Raw genomic sequence first — 18,650 nt, 5'->3', positions numbered from 1 at the left:
AATAGCACTGTGGCACCACCTGATCCCATTCCGAACTCAGAAGTGAAACGCAGTAGCGCCGATGGTAGTGTGGGAGTTCCCATGTGAGAGTAGGACATTGCTAGGCTTCTATTTAGAGAAACCCGATTCGAAAGAGTCGGGTTTTTTGCTTTCTGACGTTTGAAAATATACCATTTATAACTAATTAAGTAGTAGTGCCAACGGTAGTGTGACTTATGTCCGACATGCCCATGTGAGCCTAGGACATTGCTAAGCTTCTATTTACAGAAACCCGATTCGAAAGAGTCGGGTTTTTTGCTTTCTGGCGTTCAAAAAAGACAAAATTCGCTAACTAGCATGCACTGATAAAAAGGTAGTTTGGCTTTTAATAAGCATACTTGTTATAAACGAAACGTTTTTTGTATTTAAGTCTTTGTAAACTTGCTACTAACGCATGTTAAATTTCATATCTTTCAGCTCAAAAGCTTATCTTATAACTGGCGATGCTTGTAATATCATATTTATTTTCAATGTAACGTGTGTATCAATGCGTAACTTGCTAAAATCTACACATTAATAAATTACTTAGTGTTGTTATGGCTATTAATTGGTTCCCTGGGCATATGCATAAAGCCCAAAAAGAAATAAAAGAAATTCTTCCACAAATAGATGTGGTCATAGAAGTGTGTGACGCTAGATTGCCGTTTAGCAGTGAAAATCCGATGATCACTGAGATCAGAGGTGATATCCCCCTTATTAAAATTCTCAATAAGTCAGATCTTGCCGATCCTGCTAAAACAAAAATTTGGCTAGAATATTTAGAGTCTCAAAAAAATGTCAAAGCAATTGCTCTAACCACAGATAACCCTTCTGTAGCGAAGACACTCCCTAGTCTTATTCGTAAATTAGTACCCAGTAAAAATGAAACGGGTAAACAGATCAACGTTGTTATTATGGGTATCCCTAACGTAGGTAAATCTACTTTATTAAATACTCTTGTTGGAAAAGCAAAAGCTAAAGTGGGTAATGAGCCTGCTGTGACTAAAGGTCAGCAGCGAATTCGTTTAGACGAAGGTCTTTACTTGTATGATACTCCAGGTATGTTGTGGCCAAAAATTGTTAATGAAAACAGTGGCTATCGATTAGCGATTACCAGCGCAGTTAAAGATACCGCCTTCGACCATGAAGATATTGCCTCGTTTGCTGGTGAATATTTATTAGCGCATTACCCGCAACGATTAAAAGAACGTTATCAATTTGACGATACGCCACAAACCGAAGTAGAGTTACTTGAAGAAATAGGTCGTAGACGCGGCTGTGTTAAATCAGGTGGTCGTATTGATTATCATAAAGCCGCAGCAATATTAATCAATGAGATACGTGATAATACTCTGGGTGGCATTACTTTTGAAACACCTGATATGATAGAAATTGAAACACTACATTTTATCGAACTTGAGGCTAAAAAAGTAGCGGCTAGAGAAGCTAAGAAAACTGCCCGCGGTCGCGGTCGTAAAAATAAACGTTAAGAGAGTCTATATGTCTAATACATTTCAACTTCATGCGCTATTACAACGTGACACCATTGAGTTACTTGAGTTACCACTGTCAACACTATTACTAATGAATGATAGTAATTATCCGTGGTTTGTTTTAGTACCTAGGGTCGATGATATTCAAGATATTTATCAACTTGATTGGCAGCAACAACAGCAGTTTCTCAATGAATCAAGTTTGTTAAGTGAAATCTTAATGCAGTTATTTAATGGCACAAAAATGAATGTAGCGGCATTAGGTAATATTTGTCCACAACTTCATGTCCATCACATTGTTCGCTTTGCGGATGATATTGCTTGGCCGAAGCCTGTTTGGGGTGAGTTTGCAATGAAGGCTTATACAGACAGTGAATTAACCTTGTTAAAAGAAAAAGTACTGCCTGCGCTAACTAAAATTATAACGCAGGATTAATACTTTACGGGTAATTATACTTACTCGTTATAAACCGCTAAGTTAGGCAACTTGCTCTTGGCGGTTTTCTATTTGATCTAACGATTGCTTCAGATCGTCAAGTAAATCATTTACGTGTTCTAAACCAACAGATATTCGAATTAAACTATCACTGATACCTGCCGCTACTCTCTCTTCTGGTGTATAAGGTGAATGAGTCATCGAAGCAGGGTGCTGAATAAGAGACTCTGCATCTCCTAGGCTTACTGCGATTGAAAATAAACTCATCCGATTTATAAACTCTTCGCCACCTTTTAAGTCTGCATTTAATTCAAAAGCGATAACTCCACCAGCCGCTTTCATTTGCGTACCAATAAATTTATAACCGTCATGCGACTTAAGGCCAGGGTAATAAACTTTAGCTATCATTGGGTGACTTTCTAAAAACTCAGCGATTGTTTGTGCATTTGAACAGTGGCGTTCCATACGCAATGGTAAGGTTTTTAATCCTCTCATAATTAACCATGCATCATGAGGGCTCATTGTTGCGCCAATATCTTTAAGTGCAGTTAATTTGATGTGTTCTATCATTTCAGCATTACTACAGATAATACCTGCTACCACATCACCATGACCATTTAGATACTTAGTTGCACTGTGAACAACGATATCCGCACCAAATTTTCCAGGTTGCTGTAAAACAGGGGTTAAGAAAGTATTGTCAACGATTGATAGAATACTGTGTTTTTTTGATATCGCTAAAATACGTGCTAAATCTAAAACTACTAAATTTGGGTTTATTGGTGTTTCTAGGAATATAACTTTAGTATTTGGTTTTATCGCTTTTTCAATATTTTCAGGCACTTTCATATCAACAAATGAAACTTCAATGCCGAATTTGGTTAGCATATGACTGATCAATGCATATGAACAGCCATACAAGGCACTAGATGAAATAATATGATCACCACATTGCAAATTAGCTAATAAGGCGCCAGAAACAGCTGCCATGCCTGTTGCTGTGGCAGCTGCATCTTCCATTTCTTCCATGGCAGCAACACGCATTTCTAATTGTCTTACTGTAGGGTTACCTAATCGCCCATAGATATATCCTTCAGCTTCACCCGCAAAACGGTCGGCGCCTTGTTTAGCGTTTTCAAAAATGAAAGTAGACGTTTGGTAGAGCGGAGTTGCTAAAGAGCCAAATTGCTCATCGTTAATACGCCCTGAATGGATTGCTTGTGTTTCAACATATTTACTATTTTTCATAAATCTTCTCTTTAATAAGCATTTCGATGAAGAAAATTAGCGGCGCACTTTGTTATTTTTTATAGGTTGCGCCGCTAATTTCTTTTATATTGATCCGTTTGTTTTTATGTTTGCAAAAAAAGAGCCAGCAATATATAAGGTAATTATATCAATGTGTTATGTGATTGTTGGTGTGTAGGCCTATTGATTTGTAATTAAATTATTACAAATCGTTCGCTTATCAGTTATTCTGTAATATAATTAATACATTGTAATTAATCTATTACAATATGACTTTGAAACATTGAGATAAACTGATGAGAATTGAAATTAAAGTAAAAGATCGTATTGGTATAAGCCAAGAAATCTTGGCTATTTTTGCTGATAATCGTTGGAATATACGTTCACTTGAAGTGGTTAGTCACTTTATTTATGTCCACTTTATGTCCAATGAATTAATATTGTCTGACGTGCAAAATTCTCTGTCGCACCGCGATGACATAGTTCATTGTTTATCTGTCGACTTATTACCGACACAAAGACGTGAGGCTCATTTAAAAACCTTATTAGACACTATTCCAGACCCTATACTGGATATCGACCAAAATGGTATTATTGTTATTATTAATACGGCCGCTCAGTCGTTATTAAAAGATTTAGTTATAAAAATTGAGGGACAGCATATCGATCAATATATAGATCAGTCCTTTCAAGACATGCTTAATTCTTCACTGAGTAATTTTTCACTCTCATTCCTCGAACAATCTTATTTAGCTGATATCACGCCAATATTTTCAGAACATAGTTCATCAGGCGTTATTCTCACCTTACGTTCAATGAACCGCGTTGGTCAGCATATCGCATTAATACAGAGTCGAGAGCAAGCTGAATTTGATAATATTATTGGTGAGAACTCAGCTATTCGACTCTTAAAGTCTCAAACACTCAGGTTTTCAGAATTAGAATTACCGGTACTTATCAGTGGTGAAACAGGTACAGGTAAAGAGTTATTAGCTCGTGCTTTGCATAATGCCAGTCGACGTGCCGACGCGCCTTTTTTAGCGCTGAATTGTGCAGCATTACCCGAAAACTTATTGGAAAGTGAACTGTTTGGCTATGCGCCAGGTGCTTTTACCGGGGCTCAAAAAGGGGGGAAACCTGGGCTATTTGAACTGGCAGAAACAGGGACTATCTTTTTAGATGAAATTGCAGAAATGTCAGTATATTTACAAGCTAAGTTATTACGATTCTTACAGGATTATAAATATCGTCGTCTAGGTGGCACGAAAGAGTTAACGGCGAATGTGCGTATAATCAGTGCCAGTCACCAACACTTACCGCAACAGATTGAACGACAATTATTTAGAGAAGACCTATTCTATCGCCTAAATGTATTGAATTTGTCGATACCTCCACTGCGTGAACGACCCGATGATATTATTTTATTAGCGGCACACTTTATTAAAATGGCGGCGCTTCAAGTTGCACGAAAAGTACCTACTTTAACAGAGCAAGCACTTGCTGCCCTTAAGATATGCCAATGGCCAGGTAATATTCGCCAGTTACAAAATATTTTATTTAGAGCGGTAGCCCTTAATGATAGTGGTGTTATTGAAAAGTCTGATATTGATGGTGCGTTATCACAATTTTCAGCAGTCGATTTACCGATAAGTCATAATATTGCTGGTTCTGCTAGCGATGGTGAAAATTTTGCTGATCAGCCTCAATGGTCCGACTGGAATAGTGCTCAAGAAAAATTTGAAGGCGATTTGCTTAAAACCTTGTATCCGCTTTACCCAACAACGAGAAAACTAGCAGAGCGGTTAAAGGTTTCACACAATAAAATAGCAATGAAATTACGAAAGTACGATATAAGTTAGCCTGTTAGATGTTTGCTGACTAGCCGCCAACAAACTTTACCTTAAAGCCATTGCTCTCAAGGACCTGTTTTATTTGCTCTCTTTTATCGCCTTGCACTTCGATGACTTCACCGACAACACTGCCACCGGTGCCACAGGTTTTCTTCAATTTTGTAGCAAGCTCTTTTAGCGCTTTTGCATCTAAGCCTAATCCGCTAATGGTGATGACACCTTTACCTTTTCTGCCTTTAGTTTCACGCCTAACTTTAGCAAAGCCATCACTGGCTGTTATTGTTTGGGTGTTATTGTCTTGTTTGATACGGCCACTATCTGTTGAATATACTAATGAACTATCGGCTGGTTGCTGATTGGCCGAATGCTCAGCTGTAGCACTCTCTCTACCAAATGCACCAGCAAGATCGCTAAGACTAGAAAGTTTATTTTTCATGATGTGGTACCCGAGTGTTAATTGACTGAGTGGTTAAATAAAAGATAAAAATAAAGCCACTATTAAAGTGGCTTTATTATACCTAGAAAATAAGTCTGAAAACGTTATAGTTTACAGTTTACCTTCAAGCTCTGGTAATACTTCAAATAAATCACCAACAATACCGTAATCAGCTACTTGGAAAATAGGCGCTTCGGCATCCTTGTTGATCGCAACAATGATTTTAGAATCTTTCATACCAGCTAAATGCTGTATTGCACCACTTATACCTACAGCTATGTATAGGTCAGGAGCAACAATTTTACCTGTTTGACCGACTTGCATGTCATTAGGTACAAAGCCAGCATCTACAGCGGCACGTGAAGCACCAATAGCAGCGCCAAGCTTATCTGCAATACCTTCAAGTAACTTGAAGTTATCGCCGTTTTGCATGCCACGACCACCTGAAATAACGATACTTGCTGCGCCTAAGTCAGGACGTTCTGATACAGAAAGTTCATCATTTACATGCGTTGAAATTCCAGCGTCTGTTACTGAGTCTACTGTTACAATCTCAGCACTACCATCAGTGGCAACTGGGTCAAACCCCGTAGGACGAACCGTAATTATTTTTTTACTGTCTAAGCTTTGCACTGTGGCAATAGCATTACCTGCATAAATAGGACGAACAAAAGTATCACTACTTTCTACAGCAATAATATCTGATATTTGTGCAACATCTAATAAAGCGGCAACGCGAGGCATAAAGTTCTTACCTGTCGTTAAAGCTGTTGCTAAGACGTGTTCGTAATCAGCAGCAAGTTCTGTTACCAATAAGCTAATGTTTTCAGCTAACTGATGTTCATAAGCTGGATTATCAGCAACAAGTACTTTACTTACACCGTTAACTTTAGCGGCTTCTTGTGCAACACTCTGACAATTACTACCAGCAACTAATATATGAATGTCACCACCAATTGCTTGAGCTGCAGCAACTGTTTTAAGCGTGTCAGCTTTTAATGTGCTGTTATCATGTTCAGCAAATACTAAAATACTCATGAAATCACCTTCGCTTCATTTTTCAGTTTTTCAATTAATGTATCTACACCATCAACAATAATACCGGCTTTACGTGTTGCAGGTGGTACAACTTTTATTAATTTTGAACGTGGGCTTAAATCAATGCCAAAATCTGCAGCGGGTTTAACCACTAATGGTTTACGCTTTGCTTTCATGATATTAGGTAATGAAGCATAACGAGGTTCATTTAAACGCAAATCGGTAGTAACAATTGCAGGTAGGTTAAGTGATACAGTTTGTAAGCCGCTATCAACTTCACGTGTTACATTAACTTTATCGCCTTCAACTTTTACCACTGATGCGAAAGTACCTTGCGGCATACCTGTTAAGGCAGCGAGCATTTGACCTGTTTGATTATTATCACTGTCGATAGATTGCTTACCTAGAATAACCAATTGTGGCTGTTCTTCTTCAACAATCTTTTGTAAAAGTTTGGCGATATTAAGAGCGTCTAACTTCTCATCAGTTTCGATTTGAATAGCGCGGTCTGCGCCTAATGCTAAAGCCGTTCTTAATTGTTCTTGGCAAGATTTGTCACCAACGGATACCACAATAACTTCAGTGGCAACGCCAGCTTCTTTTAAACGAACCGCTTCTTCTACAGCGATTTCACAAAAAGGGTTAATTGCCATTTTTACATTAGCAAGATCAACATTTGAATTGTCTGCTTTTACGCGAACTTTGACGTTATAGTCAATTACACGTTTAATAGGTACTAATACTTTCATCGTAGCCTCTGATTGCGTTTGTTGTGTTTGTATTTATAGTGTAAAGCTAAGGTTTGATTAATTAAACTAACATTAGCAAGTATTTCTCATTATTGCTCGACAGACTAATACTAGACTACGTGAACGTCAACGTAATACGGTGCTTGTCTCGATAAATTGAGCTTAAATAGCTTTTGTCGCAATATCTTTCAATAGAAGATAGTATTTATCAACAAAATATCTATAATGAGTGATATTATCAAACAGGTGTTTGAAAATCAAACGAGTGTTTGATTTTATTTAAATGAATATTTTTTGGGGAAATTTATGGAACGCGAATCGATGGATTTTGACGTTGTTATTGTTGGTGCTGGTCCGTCTGGCTTAGCAACAGCTTGTCGTTTGATGCAGTTAGCAAAAGAAAAAGATCAAGAACTCTTAGTCTGCGTTGTTGAAAAAGGCTCAGAAGTTGGAGCACATATTTTATCGGGGGCTGTTTTTGAGCCAAGAGCGCTAAATGAATTATTCCCAGATTGGCAAGAAAAAGGCGCGCCACTGAATACAAAAGTTACCGGCGATGATCTTTATTTACTTAACAGCGAAAGCAACGCGATAAAATTACCTAACATCTCTGTACCAAAAACTATGCATAACGATGGAAACTATATTGTTAGCATGGGCAACGTATGTCGTTGGTTAGCAGAGCAAGCGGAAGAACTAGGGGTTGAAATTTTTCCTGGTTTCCCTGCACATGAAGTACTCTATAACGATGATGGTAGTGTTGCGGGTATTATTACCGGTGACATGGGTCTAGATGTTAATGGTAAAGAAAAAGATTCGTTTGTTCCTGGAATGGAACTTCGCGCTAAGTATACTGTTTTTGCTGAAGGTTGCCGTGGTCACTTAGGTAAAGAACTGATCAGTAAATTTAATTTAGATGAAGGTGTCTCTCCACAGCATTATGGTCTAGGTTTTAAAGAAATTTGGGACATTGATCCCGCTAAGCACCAAGAAGGTCTCGTGGTACATACGGCCGGTTGGCCATTAGATCAAGGCGCAACGGGTGGTGGCTATTTATACCATGCAGAAAATAATCAAGTATTTGTAGGTCTTATTGTAGATTTAAATTATAGCAACCCGCATTTAAGTCCATTTGATGAATTTCAACGTTATAAACATCATCCAAAAATTAGTCAGTACCTTGAAGGCGGTAAACGTGTTTCTTATGGAGCACGAGCAATGGCAAAGGGTGGTTTTAACTCATTACCTAAAATGACAATGCCAGGTGGTATTATCGTTGGTTGTGATGCTGGAACGATAAACTTTGCTAAAATCAAAGGTAATCACACCGCAATGAAATCGGGTATGTTAGCCGCTGAAAGTATTTTTCAAGTGATTGTTTCCGGTGATGAAGGCGGTAAAGACCTTGCTGATTATACTGAAAGGTTTAAAGACTCTTGGTTATATGACGAACTTTATAGCTCTCGCAATTTTGGTCCGGCGATGCATAAATTTGGTATGACCTTGGGTGGTGCTTATAACACCATAGATCAAAACCTATTTAACGGTAAATTACCGTTTAACCTCAAGGACGACACGCTTGACCATGACCAGCTTAAATTAGCCTCGGAGTCGGCGGTTATCAATTATCCAAAACCAGATAATAAACTGAGTTTTGATAAATTAACCTCAGTATTTTTGTCAAATACTAACCATGAAGAAGAACAACCTTGTCACTTAAGACTGACAGACGTTGATGTTCCAATTACGGTTAATTTAGCTAAATATGCAGAGCCTGCTCAGCGTTATTGTCCGGCTGGCGTATACGAAATTGAATCGACAGAGCAGGGTGATAAATTAGTGATCAATGCACAAAACTGTATTCACTGTAAAACCTGTGATATTAAAGACCCAAGCCAAAATATAACTTGGGTAACACCAGAAGGCACCGGTGGTCCGAATTATCCAAATATGTAAGTTACTATTTGTGCGATTTTAATTATAAAAACCTGCTGATGCAGGTTTTTTTATGTTTAGGATTAAGTCGTTGTGTTGATGATAGTGATGGTTTCAGAGAGTCGGTGAGCGTTAAGTCCTTTAGTCGTCATGCTGAATTCATTTCAGTATCTGGTTTTTGTGGTTGTAAGTACAGATCCTGAAACAAGTTCAGGATGACGGTGTTGTGTTCAGGTGATTGTGCTTGTTTTAGGACGATGGCGTTGTGTTGAGGTGATTGTGCTTGTTTTAGGATGACGGTGCCTGTCTCAGAATGACAGTGATGGTATCAGAGAGCCGGTGAGCGTTTAGTCCTTTAGTCGTCATGCTGAATTTATTTCAGTATCTGGTTTTTGTGGTTGCAAGTACAGATCCTGAAACAAGTTCAGGATGACGGTGCTTGTGTTCAGGTGATTGTGCTTGTGTTCAGGTGATTGTGCTTGTTTTAGGATGATGGCGTTGTGTTCAGAATGACAGTGATGGTATCAGGGAGTCGATGATCGTTAAGTCCTTTTGTCGTCATGCTGAATTTATTTCAGTATCTGGTTTTTGTGGTTGTAAGTACAGATCCTGAAACAAGTTCAGGATGACGGTGCCTGTTTCAGGATGACGGCGCCTGTCTCAGGATGACGGCGCCTGTCTCAGGATGACGGTGCTTGTGTTCAGGATGACAGCGTTTTGATAACAGTGATGGCATCAGGGAGTCGTGAGCGTTTAGTCCTTTAGTCGTCATGCTGAATTCATTTCAGTATCTGGTTTTTGTTGTTGTAAGTACAGATCCTGAAACAAGTTCAGGATGACGGCGCCTGTCTCAGGATGACGGTGCTTGTGTTCAGGTGATTGTGCTTCTTTTAGGATGATGGCGTTGTGTTCAGAATGACAGTGATGACATCAGGGAGTCGATGATCGTTTAGTCCTTTTGTCGTCATGCTGAATTTATTTCAGCATCTGGTTTTTGTGGTTGTAAGTACAGATCCTGAAACAAGTTCAGGATGACGGTGCTTGTGCTTGTTTTGGGATGACGGCTTATTTTGATGATGATAGTCATGGTATTAAGGAGTCGTGATCTTTTAGTCCTTTAGTCGTCATGCTGAATTTATTTCAGTATCTGGTTTTTGTTGTTACAAGTACAGATCCTGAAACAAGTTCAGGATGACGGCGCCTGTCTCAGGATGACGGCGTTATGTTCAGGATGACGGTGTTGTGTTCAGGTTGGCACTTTGTTCACTATGACGTTGCTCTTTGGGAGCAACGGAATTACTTTGTCTGTATCAAATCAAATTCACTCAGTGCAGTGATACTTTGCTGTAACTTCGACTCTAGTTGATCTAACTTCTTTAAGCTTTTACAAAACTGCGCAGCTTTTAATTTAACTTCTTGTGCGCGGGGTTCAATGTCAAGCTGCAAATCCTTTTCCATACCTTTGATACGTTGGTCAAAGGTTTCTACGCGCTGTTCACTACTGCTTGCTTCGTTGGTGGTCATTGCTTCACCAACGGCCATTAAAATAGTGCCAATTGATTCGGTTACGATACTTTCAATTTCTTGTTCAAAGGCGCCAGCAAAAATTTCATCAAAATCAGCAAAATCTTGCGAAGCAATATAATAATTAGTATCGCTATGGTTAAAACGTTCTCTTAAACGGTATTGCATCTCATCGAAGCGCTCTTGAATTTTTTGATGTGAGGCGCTATTTTCACCCGTTAAACCCGCAATAACTTTGTTTACTGCTTTTAAATCAATATCAACACCTTCAATCGCTATCGCCACTATTTCAGGGATTTGTTTACGAATGCCTTGGCTGTATTGCGTGAGTAATTGTCTTTGTTCTTCATTGAGGGCTATCTCACGCCCACGAATAAATAATTGTTGATCATTATTAATTTGAACGTAGGTTTGGCTTTCTTTCAAAATACGTACATGAGAAGGGTTGATTACCACACCATGATTAAAGTTTATATCGCATTGCTGTGCTGAAGCTGTACCAGCAATTAAGCTCGTTGCAATTAAAGCAAGAGTATTAAATTTCATCGTTTTCCTAATGTAACTAAAATGATATTGATGGAAAATGTTCAGTAATACTCTATGTATTAACGATAGGATTAAAATGAATTTTTCTTTCTTTATAATTCACTTTAGTTGGTCCATATTCACGGCGAGATCTATCTTGGAAGTCGCCAACAATCATTTGTACACCGTGATAAAGTTTCTCTGTTGCTTCTATATAGACACTTGCCATATAGGTTTGTATTTGCTCTTCAAAAGCTTCTTTTTCGTTAAGGATCTCACCTACGCGATGAGCATGAAACTTATAAGTAGAAACCAGTTTACTGAGCATCTCAGGGTTTACTTTATCGGTAGGCAACTTTTTGAGTTTATTAACGGCTAATTGTAATTCTGTTGATTTATCAGAATCAACTTTTAATTTAAATTCAATGTCTTCTAACTGTTCTTTCATTAGATCCACTTTTTTGGAAAAGCTTATAATGGTGCTGCTTCCTGCTGTTGCGCCTACAATACCGGCATGAACAGATTTTCCCGCTTTTATGTAACCAGCGATAAGCTTACCATTAGCTTTTTCTTCAGTGCCTAACCAAAGTGTCTCTTCAACATCAATAATGCTGTGCATCATTTGGTTTTCAATACGTAAGGAGTGACAAGATATTTCAGCATATTGAGCATATTTTGCGAAAATATCACCTTTAGCAGATATATGAGCACTCATTTTAATATTATCGAGAGATTGACCTTCAACGTCTTGTTTTTTACCAATAATGCCACTACCAATAGTAATGTCACCACCAGCTTCTAAGGTTGCTGACTCAACAAAACCACCAATTGTGATATCGCCGGTTGCCGTTACTTTCATACCCTCACAAATATCACCATCAATAATAACACTGCCTTCAAATTTGATATGCCCAGTACTGATATCAACATTTTTTATGCGATAAACCGGATCAACTTCCATGCCGTTATCAATAATTCTTGGTAAGCCGACCAGTGTCGAGATTAAGACTTTATCATTCTTAGGGCTTATTGTTGTACCTTCGCCAGCGGTTAGCGTGATGTCATCTCCTGGTAAAGGATCTAGGGCAGAGCCAGTCACAGTAAAACCTTTAACACCTTCGGTAAGCATAATTTTTTTCGCGAGCGGATCGCCAACTTTCACACAAATTATGTCACCTAAATCGCGCATATCGACACTTCCATCTTCGCGATCTTTAGGACGTAAAATTCTATCTTGGGCGCTTTGCACTAACCATTTTATTTTTGAATTTTTACCATTAATGGCAATTTTACCGTGGGCAATTTCGCCGGTAATTATAGAGCCAGCAGGTTCTTTCGCGGCTTGATGAGCAAGTTTTAATAATTGCTCTTTGGTAAAACCTTTGCTAACACCAGCTTCTTGAGCAGAGTTGAGAATGGCCTTAGCGGTTAAATGTTTACCACCAAGCGCTGTTGAAATCTCAGCTGTTGCAGACATTTCATCTTTATCAATGGTAATTGAAATAGTCGCGTCTCTGCGCTCAAGCACTTGATAACTAATTTCTCGGCCAGATTTATTCGTTTGAAGGGGTTTTAGGACACTATTAAGTTCGGCGATGGCATTTTTTATATTACCATTATCAACATATAAATCTTTAAATTCAGAATTTTCTATTAGTTCATGGACGCTGGCTTCTGTTACCTGTGTATCATCTTTAACCGGTTGCAAAACAAGGTCAATATTATTTTTTTTATTTGTTACTAAGCTTGCTTGAGTCACGCTAGATTTACTCCAATATTACCACTTAAAATATCGATTAAATGTAGTTTTCCTGGTGAATTTTAATGAAAGAGCCAGTATTTACTTTTGAATAATCAATTTTATATTCTTTGTTATCTAATGCTTGTATAAAAATTAATGTTTTATTCTCTCCAAAAACGTCTGTTGCACTAACATCAACAACATCTTGATAGGCTTTCTTAGCGTCAGCTTTCTTATTTGGAACTTCACCTTTGTAAATACCTATACCACGGTTACTTACAATCACTACAGGGTGACCGCCATTTATAATCAATAAATCAAATTTTCTCATCTTATGGATAATGGTATTACGACCACTCGTGATGAAGTTTTTTTCTATCAAAATATGCTCCTATTTCTACTCAAACGTCTAGCAATATTAGTTACCCAAATAACGAATATGCAGCTTTATAACTCTATTCTAGTTTATTCTGCCTATAAATATATAAAGATTTGATTTATGGCGCAATAAAAATGACATTTCTTTCAATATTATTATAGTTAATACCTAACGTTAACATGCATACAACATATTAAGGCTATATATTAAAAATAAAGTGGTGTTTGACTACTCTCAATTAATAACCGTCTTATTAAATCAAGAGATCTTGCTGCTACCGTACGTTGAAAGTTTTCCCTATTTGCCTTTATACAAAAATATTTGGTGTGTATTTTATCTTTATTACCCCAAGCTATCCAAACTGAGCCAACGGGTTTTTCTTTACTGCCACCCGTTGGGCCAGCTATACCTGAAACGGCAATAACTAAATCAGCTCCTGCTATGGCTAATGCACCTTCTGCCATCGCTATTACTGTCTGTTCACTAACCGCGCCATGTTGTTCAAGTATATTTTCATTAACATGCAATAGTTTGCTTTTCATATTATTTGAGTAAGTTACAAAGCCAGCCTCAAACGAAGATGATGACCCTGAAACTTTGGTTATTTCGCTGGCGATTAAACCGCCGGTACAAGACTCTGCTGTTGTTATTTTAAGATTTTTTTGTTGGCATAACTGCAATACTAGTTCGGCTAAAGAATAAGGTTTATCTTTAATCTCTTCAATGATGTGATCATTTAATAAGGTTTTAATTTTTTGAATAAGATCGATTTTTATTGATAAATGCTCATTTTTTTCAACGGTTAACTTTAATTCTATTAATGGCGAAGATGCACGAAAACCGACTTCAACTTCTTTAGGCCAATCGGGAAAGTTTTTTACCAACATTGACTGAAGGGTTGACTCGCCAATACCAAATAATTGTAAGCGAGTAATATCCATTTCCGCAGTGAAGTTAGATTGTGAGGCCAATTCAGGAATGATTACTTCATCAAGCATTATGTTAAGTTCACTAGGGACCCCCGGCGTACAAAAAATTTGGCAATCATTCAGTGTTAAGGAAAAACCTACTGCGCTGCCTACTCGGTTGGCAATAATATTACAATTTTCCGGCAGCAGGGCTTGCTTTAAATTAGCCTTACCTAAATGAGCATTACGTTGTTCACACCAGGTTTTTAGGTGGGCCAATGCTATAGGATGTTGCTTTAAAAAGCGTTGTGACGCCATCGCTAATGCTTGCGCGGTTAAATCATCTGTTGTTGGACCAAGCCCGCCATTAATAATTAATACATCGGCATCTTTTGTTAAGTGTTCTATTTCCTTTGCAAGTAAATCAAGATCGTCAGCTAAGGTCACTTTTCGACTAATTTTTATGCCAATGGCTTTACATTGTTGAGCGATCATTGCTGAATTACTGTCGACAATATCTCCCGTCATCAATTCATTGCCAGTAAGAAGTAAGTGCACGTTAGCGATGGTCATTTATAAATCCTGTTAATAGGTAAAAATTACCGTTAGGTTACTGTAAAAGTTGAATTGTTGTTAGTTATTAAGAGCAGGAAAGGTCATTTAAAAAAGTAAAATAAAATTTAAACCTTTTCAATGCCATTGTGTACTTAACCATTATAGTCATTAAAATAGTTAATAAAACTCAAGGAAATTTCATGAAACAGTCATTTAAGAAACAACTTACTTTAGCCACAATTTTATCACTTGCTAGTATTAGCACCGTATATGCAGAGGTTAAAGATACCATTGAAAAATCATTTGTTGTTAATGAACAAACAAGTTTACGTTTAGCTAATATAAATGGTGGTGTTGATATTCAAGGTTGGAGTAACGATGAAATTAGAATAACAGCAACAGTGACCGCGGAAAATCAAACTGATAGAGACCGTATAAACCTTGATTTTTCTGAAAGTTCTAGTGGCGTTAGTGTTGAAACTATATACCAAAAACAATCATCTTGGGGGCATAATAATAGCTCTGGCAAAGTTGATTATATTGTAATGGTTCCGTTTGGCGCGGCATTAACCGATATTGAATTAGTAAACGGTTCATTGGTGATTGATAAAGTACGAGGTGACATAAAAGCGAATACAGTCAATGGTACTATTAGTGTGCAAGGCTTAGCTGCAAACCTTGAATTAAATTCAGTTAATGGCAGTATTAATGCGACCTACCAGCAAGTTGGTAACAACATCGACAGCGTGGAGCTAACAACGGTCAACGGCAGTATTAAACTTTATATGCCTGGTGAGCTCAATGCCACGATTAATGCCGAAACCATGCACGGTAGTATCGACACGGCATTTGGGCTTTCAAGTGAGAAAAAAATGTTTAGTGGTCGTCACTTATCTGGGACAGTCGGCAGCGGCGATATTACGATTAATTTAGAAAGTGTCAATGGCAGCATTAAGGTATTAAAAAACTAATTTTTAATAAAACGTCAAGCGCTTTATTTAACCACAACAATCAATGTTGTGGTTTTTTTTATTTGGTTGTCGGTGAAAATAATGCACAATAGTATTTATATCTGACAGAGTTATTAAGGCGTGTTTTAAGTGAGTGAACAATATAACCGAGCATTATTAGCCGGCCGTTGGTATCGTATGGAAATGAACGACGTCGGTCACCAACTTGTTGAGTATGCTGAGCTTTGCCTTGATGGTAGTTTTGAATTTTCTTTTGTTGAACAAACGTCTCAGGGCGAAATTGTTAGCCAAATTATTGAGTTAGGCGATTGGGGATTAGTGGGAGATATTCACTTTACTATCACACAAGAAGAAGTTGTTGACGGTGAGCATTATCGAGCCGATTTAAATGATGAAAATAACTATCAGGCTTATAAAGTTTTAGCCTTAGACAGTCAAATTTTCAAATATCAGCACATTGTTAGTAATGAAGTGTTTATCCTGCGCCGAGTTGTTGATAAAATCGGTCATTGTTAAATTCAGTTATTCTTCAAAAATAAGAAAAATTACCCTTTTACCTAATATGTAGTTGAGAAAAAATGAAAAATATAAAGGCAGCAAGTTTAATTACTGCGATAAAAACCCCTTACAACGCACAGGGTGAAATTGACCTTGTTACTTATGACAAGCTGGTTGCAAAGCAAATAGCGGCGGGTGTTGACGGTATTGTTGTCGGTGGTACTACAGGTGAAGGACACTTATTAAGTTGGGAAGAGCATTTAATGTTAATCGCTCATACCGTTCATCAATATAGTGACAAACTTATTATTGTTGGTAATACCGGTAGTAATAATACCCGAGAGGCAATTAAAGCCACACAAAATGGGTTTGCCATGGGTATGGATGCAGCATTGCAAATTAATCCTTATTACGGGCGAACCTCAATGGCGGGTGTTGCAGCGCATTTTAACAAAGTCTTAGATATTGGTCCTGCGTTTATCTATAACGTACCAGGAAGAACGGGCCAAGACCTTACGCCTGATTTGATCGAACCTTTGTCAAAGCATAAAAACTTTATTGGTGTGAAAGAATGTGGCGGCAATGACCGTATTGCTTATTATGAAAAACAAGGTATTGCTTGTTGGTCAGGTAATGATGATGAATGTTATGTTGGTCGCCACCAATTTGGCTCTCACGGTGTTATTTCTGTAACCTCGAATCTAGTACCGGGCCTAATGAGAACATTAATGGACAGTGAAGATGACGAACTAAATGAACGTTTACAAAGCCTGATGAAATGGTTGTTTTGTGAGCCTAACCCTATTGCCATAAATACCACGTTAATGATGACAGGTGCCGTTCAAGCTAACTTTAGATTACCTTATTTAGCGTTGACACTAGAGAAACGTCAAATCGGTTTTGATCTGTTAGCTAAACTTGATGCGGCTGAAATTGTTGGTGATAAATTAGCTCTGCTTAATGATAGTGATTTTAATTACTGTTCATAAACAACACTTAGCCAAGAGCATTTAATGAGGGCATTAAATGTTCAGGCACTTTAAACGACCTCTGCTCTGCGGTTAGCGGGCAAATAAAATTAAGTGCCACGGCGCACAGCTGTAAGTTAATACTTTCTTCAATGCTGGCGTCGCCAACTTCCCCGTGTAATCTATCGCCAACCACCGGCATATTAATACTTGCAGCATGACTTCTTATTTGGTGTTTTCTCCCCGTATCAATAATAACTTGCACCAACGAGGTGTTATTTTTTTCATTATAAGCAAGATGGCTAAAATGGCTGCTGGCGCTTTTACCATCGACATCACAGGTTAATGTGTCAGGTTGTGGTCGTAAACGATGATCGCCGTGAATAATAATATGATAAATTTTCTCTAAGTCATGTTTTTCAAACATCGCACTTAATGCGCGCGCTGCTTTTTTACTATGGGCAATTAGAATTAATCCGGTGGCTGCTCTATCTAAACGGTGAACAATAAATGCGGGGCGCTCAGGGGATAAATGTGTTTGAGCCCAACGGGCAATCGTGCAGTGATCACTCCACTTTGAACCTTGAGATAACATACCGTAAGGTTTATACCATACGCTATAATCAACATCGTCATTAATTAATAACGCTTCATTAGGCTGTTGGCTTAATACTTGTTCGTCATAATAAAAGTGTAGGGTATCGGTTACTTGTAATGGCTTTTTGATGCGTCGCAAACGCTGTGTGCTTTTACCACGGGTTAACCATAACGCACCTCGTTGAATAGCCTGTTTTAATTGAGCATTAGTTAATGAGCATGCTTGGTTAAGTTCGCCAATAATGCTGCTATTTTCTGTATTAACATCGATATGAAGCTCAAATTTATGCAAGGCTATATTCAAGGTGAGTGATTCGTTGGTAAGTTATATCGCTAGTTTACCAAAAATAATCGCTAACTGAATTGGTATTATGTTTTTCATCAGATAAAATAGCGAATTAATGCCTACAAAGATAAGATGAAAAATAATGAACCGTGATTTAGCCCTATTTCCACAAGACAATGTTGGTGATGCCTTATGGCAAATGATGATTGATGGTGATGATTTAAACCAAGCCCGTGAAATTGAGTTTTCAGTGATATTTCCTAACGAAGAAGCCGCTTTGAAATTTGGTCAGTTACTTTTAGAAAACAATCAAAAACTCTCTTTTTGTCCTTATGAAGGCAATGATGATTTTCCTTGGGAAATTACCGCTTATCCTTTTGTTGGCGCCAGTTATGAAAATATTAGTTCCTACCAAAATTTATTGATTTCAAGCGCTGAGCCGTTAGGTGGTCAATATGACGGGTTTTATTGCGCCGCTGTTTAATTTAGCGCTCT

The 18,650-nt window shown here is 37.9% G+C and carries 17 protein-coding genes and 1 rRNA gene; 9 read left to right on the top strand and 9 right to left on the bottom strand.

The features are described 5' to 3' along the window. From rrf to H4J76_RS17135, 3 genes are all read left to right on the top strand, one after another. Positions 1-106, top strand: a 5S ribosomal RNA gene (rrf, locus tag H4J76_RS17145); the annotation flags it as partial. A gap of 469 nt (positions 107-575) precedes the next feature. Continuing rightward, a complete protein-coding gene (ylqF, locus tag H4J76_RS17140; protein WP_070374465.1) occupies positions 576-1,508 on the top strand; it encodes a ribosome biogenesis GTPase YlqF in 933 nt (310 codons plus the stop codon). A gap of 10 nt (positions 1,509-1,518) precedes the next feature. Continuing rightward, the gene (locus H4J76_RS17135) at positions 1,519-1,947 is read left to right on the top strand and encodes an HIT domain-containing protein (RefSeq protein WP_182222813.1); all 429 of its coding nucleotides are present in this window, start codon (positions 1,519-1,521) and stop codon (positions 1,945-1,947) included. A gap of 42 nt (positions 1,948-1,989) precedes the next feature. Here the strand turns inward: H4J76_RS17135 and megL are convergent, their stop codons facing one another. After that, positions 1,990-3,195, bottom strand: a complete 1,206-nt coding sequence (gene megL / locus H4J76_RS17130) for a methionine gamma-lyase (protein WP_070374463.1) — start codon at positions 3,193-3,195, stop codon at positions 1,990-1,992. Positions 3,196-3,491: 296 nt separating this feature from the next. Between megL and H4J76_RS17125 the strand changes: the two genes are divergently transcribed. Then, positions 3,492-5,054: a sigma 54-interacting transcriptional regulator gene (locus H4J76_RS17125; RefSeq protein WP_182222814.1), complete on the top strand. Its 1,563-nt coding sequence runs from the start codon at positions 3,492-3,494 to the stop codon at positions 5,052-5,054. 19 nt (positions 5,055-5,073) lie between these two features. Here H4J76_RS17125 and H4J76_RS17120 read toward each other — a convergent pair whose 3' ends face one another. From H4J76_RS17120 to H4J76_RS17110, 3 genes are all read right to left on the bottom strand, one after another. Beyond that, entirely contained in the window at positions 5,074-5,481 is a 408-nt protein-coding gene (locus H4J76_RS17120; protein ID WP_182222815.1) for a translation initiation factor, read from the bottom strand. A 111-nt stretch (positions 5,482-5,592) separates the two neighbouring features. Beyond that, on the bottom strand, positions 5,593-6,519 hold the full coding sequence (locus H4J76_RS17115; RefSeq protein ID WP_182218571.1) for an electron transfer flavoprotein subunit alpha/FixB family protein: 927 nt from the start codon (positions 6,517-6,519) through the stop codon (positions 5,593-5,595). Beyond that, positions 6,516-7,268 (bottom strand): electron transfer flavoprotein subunit beta/FixA family protein, encoded by a 753-nt coding sequence (locus H4J76_RS17110; RefSeq protein WP_070374461.1) that lies wholly within the window; start codon positions 7,266-7,268, stop codon positions 6,516-6,518. The genes H4J76_RS17115 and H4J76_RS17110 overlap by 4 nt, the downstream gene beginning before the upstream one ends. A gap of 306 nt (positions 7,269-7,574) precedes the next feature. On the opposite strand from H4J76_RS17110, the gene H4J76_RS17105 reads away from it, so the two are divergent. Continuing rightward, a complete protein-coding gene (locus tag H4J76_RS17105) occupies positions 7,575-9,224 on the top strand; it encodes an electron transfer flavoprotein-ubiquinone oxidoreductase (protein ID WP_070374460.1) in 1,650 nt (549 codons plus the stop codon). A 1,275-nt stretch (positions 9,225-10,499) separates the two neighbouring features. Here H4J76_RS17105 and H4J76_RS17100 read toward each other — a convergent pair. The 4 genes from H4J76_RS17100 to H4J76_RS17085 form a co-directional block, all read right to left on the bottom strand. Next, positions 10,500-11,273 carry a DUF2884 family protein gene (locus H4J76_RS17100; protein ID WP_182231013.1) on the bottom strand — a complete coding sequence of 258 codons (774 nt, stop codon included), beginning with the start codon at positions 11,271-11,273 and terminating at the stop codon, positions 10,500-10,502. A gap of 52 nt (positions 11,274-11,325) precedes the next feature. Then, on the bottom strand, positions 11,326-13,011 hold the full coding sequence (locus H4J76_RS17095; RefSeq protein ID WP_182231012.1) for a DUF342 domain-containing protein: 1,686 nt from the start codon (positions 13,009-13,011) through the stop codon (positions 11,326-11,328). Positions 13,012-13,048: 37 nt separating this feature from the next. Then, complete coding sequence (locus H4J76_RS17090; protein ID WP_146800730.1) at positions 13,049-13,375, bottom strand: hypothetical protein; 327 nt, start codon at positions 13,373-13,375, stop codon at positions 13,049-13,051. Positions 13,376-13,578: 203 nt separating this feature from the next. Then, a complete protein-coding gene (locus tag H4J76_RS17085; RefSeq protein WP_182217858.1) occupies positions 13,579-14,853 on the bottom strand; it encodes a CinA family nicotinamide mononucleotide deamidase-related protein in 1,275 nt (424 codons plus the stop codon). Positions 14,854-15,035: 182 nt separating this feature from the next. On the opposite strand from H4J76_RS17085, the gene H4J76_RS17080 reads away from it, so the two are divergent. The 3 genes from H4J76_RS17080 (at position 15,036) to dapA (ending at position 17,293) form a co-directional block, all read left to right on the top strand. Beyond that, the gene (locus H4J76_RS17080; RefSeq protein WP_182217860.1) at positions 15,036-15,806 is read left to right on the top strand and encodes a DUF4097 family beta strand repeat-containing protein; all 771 of its coding nucleotides are present in this window, start codon (positions 15,036-15,038) and stop codon (positions 15,804-15,806) included. 129 nt (positions 15,807-15,935) lie between these two features. Next, the gene (locus H4J76_RS17075; protein ID WP_070374454.1) at positions 15,936-16,322 is read left to right on the top strand and encodes a hypothetical protein; all 387 of its coding nucleotides are present in this window, start codon (positions 15,936-15,938) and stop codon (positions 16,320-16,322) included. A gap of 62 nt (positions 16,323-16,384) precedes the next feature. Continuing rightward, positions 16,385-17,293, top strand: coding sequence for a 4-hydroxy-tetrahydrodipicolinate synthase (gene dapA, locus H4J76_RS17070; RefSeq protein ID WP_182231011.1), 909 nt, complete (start codon positions 16,385-16,387; stop codon positions 17,291-17,293). 7 nt (positions 17,294-17,300) lie between these two features. Here dapA and H4J76_RS17065 read toward each other — a convergent pair whose 3' ends face one another. After that, positions 17,301-18,173, bottom strand: coding sequence for an RluA family pseudouridine synthase (locus H4J76_RS17065; RefSeq protein WP_182231010.1), 873 nt, complete (start codon positions 18,171-18,173; stop codon positions 17,301-17,303). 124 nt (positions 18,174-18,297) lie between these two features. Between H4J76_RS17065 and H4J76_RS17060 the strand changes: the two genes are divergently transcribed. Then, positions 18,298-18,639: a ribonuclease E inhibitor RraB gene (locus H4J76_RS17060; protein ID WP_070374451.1), complete on the top strand. Its 342-nt coding sequence runs from the start codon at positions 18,298-18,300 to the stop codon at positions 18,637-18,639. Positions 18,640-18,650: the final 11 nt, after the last annotated feature.

Origin of the sequence: Colwellia sp. BRX9-1 (genome assembly GCF_014077195.1) — a bacterium.
In the GTDB taxonomy this organism is placed as follows: domain Bacteria; phylum Pseudomonadota; class Gammaproteobacteria; order Enterobacterales; family Alteromonadaceae; genus Colwellia_A.
The sequence above is the reverse complement of the archived record's forward strand: the minus strand, read 5'-3'. Positions and strand labels throughout refer to the sequence as shown.

Bases quoted from the DNA above. Each gene is read 5' to 3' on its own strand.
- ylqF (WP_070374465.1), top strand. From the start codon at position 576: ATGGCTATTAATTGGTTCCCTGGGCATATGCATAAAGCCCAAAAAGAA.
- H4J76_RS17135 (WP_182222813.1), top strand. From the start codon at position 1,519: ATGTCTAATACATTTCAACTTCATGCGCTATTACAACGTGACACCATT.
- megL (WP_070374463.1), bottom strand. From the start codon at position 3,195: ATGAAAAATAGTAAATATGTTGAAACACAAGCAATCCATTCAGGGCGT.
- H4J76_RS17125 (WP_182222814.1), top strand. From the start codon at position 3,492: ATGAGAATTGAAATTAAAGTAAAAGATCGTATTGGTATAAGCCAAGAA.
- H4J76_RS17120 (WP_182222815.1), bottom strand. From the start codon at position 5,481: ATGAAAAATAAACTTTCTAGTCTTAGCGATCTTGCTGGTGCATTTGGT.
- H4J76_RS17115 (WP_182218571.1), bottom strand. From the start codon at position 6,519: ATGAGTATTTTAGTATTTGCTGAACATGATAACAGCACATTAAAAGCT.
- H4J76_RS17110 (WP_070374461.1), bottom strand. From the start codon at position 7,268: ATGAAAGTATTAGTACCTATTAAACGTGTAATTGACTATAACGTCAAA.
- H4J76_RS17105 (WP_070374460.1), top strand. From the start codon at position 7,575: ATGGAACGCGAATCGATGGATTTTGACGTTGTTATTGTTGGTGCTGGT.
- H4J76_RS17100 (WP_182231013.1), bottom strand. From the start codon at position 11,273: ATGAAATTTAATACTCTTGCTTTAATTGCAACGAGCTTAATTGCTGGT.
- H4J76_RS17085 (WP_182217858.1), bottom strand. From the start codon at position 14,853: ATGACCATCGCTAACGTGCACTTACTTCTTACTGGCAATGAATTGATG.
- H4J76_RS17080 (WP_182217860.1), top strand. From the start codon at position 15,036: ATGAAACAGTCATTTAAGAAACAACTTACTTTAGCCACAATTTTATCA.
- dapA (WP_182231011.1), top strand. From the start codon at position 16,385: ATGAAAAATATAAAGGCAGCAAGTTTAATTACTGCGATAAAAACCCCT.
- H4J76_RS17060 (WP_070374451.1), top strand. From the start codon at position 18,298: ATGAACCGTGATTTAGCCCTATTTCCACAAGACAATGTTGGTGATGCC.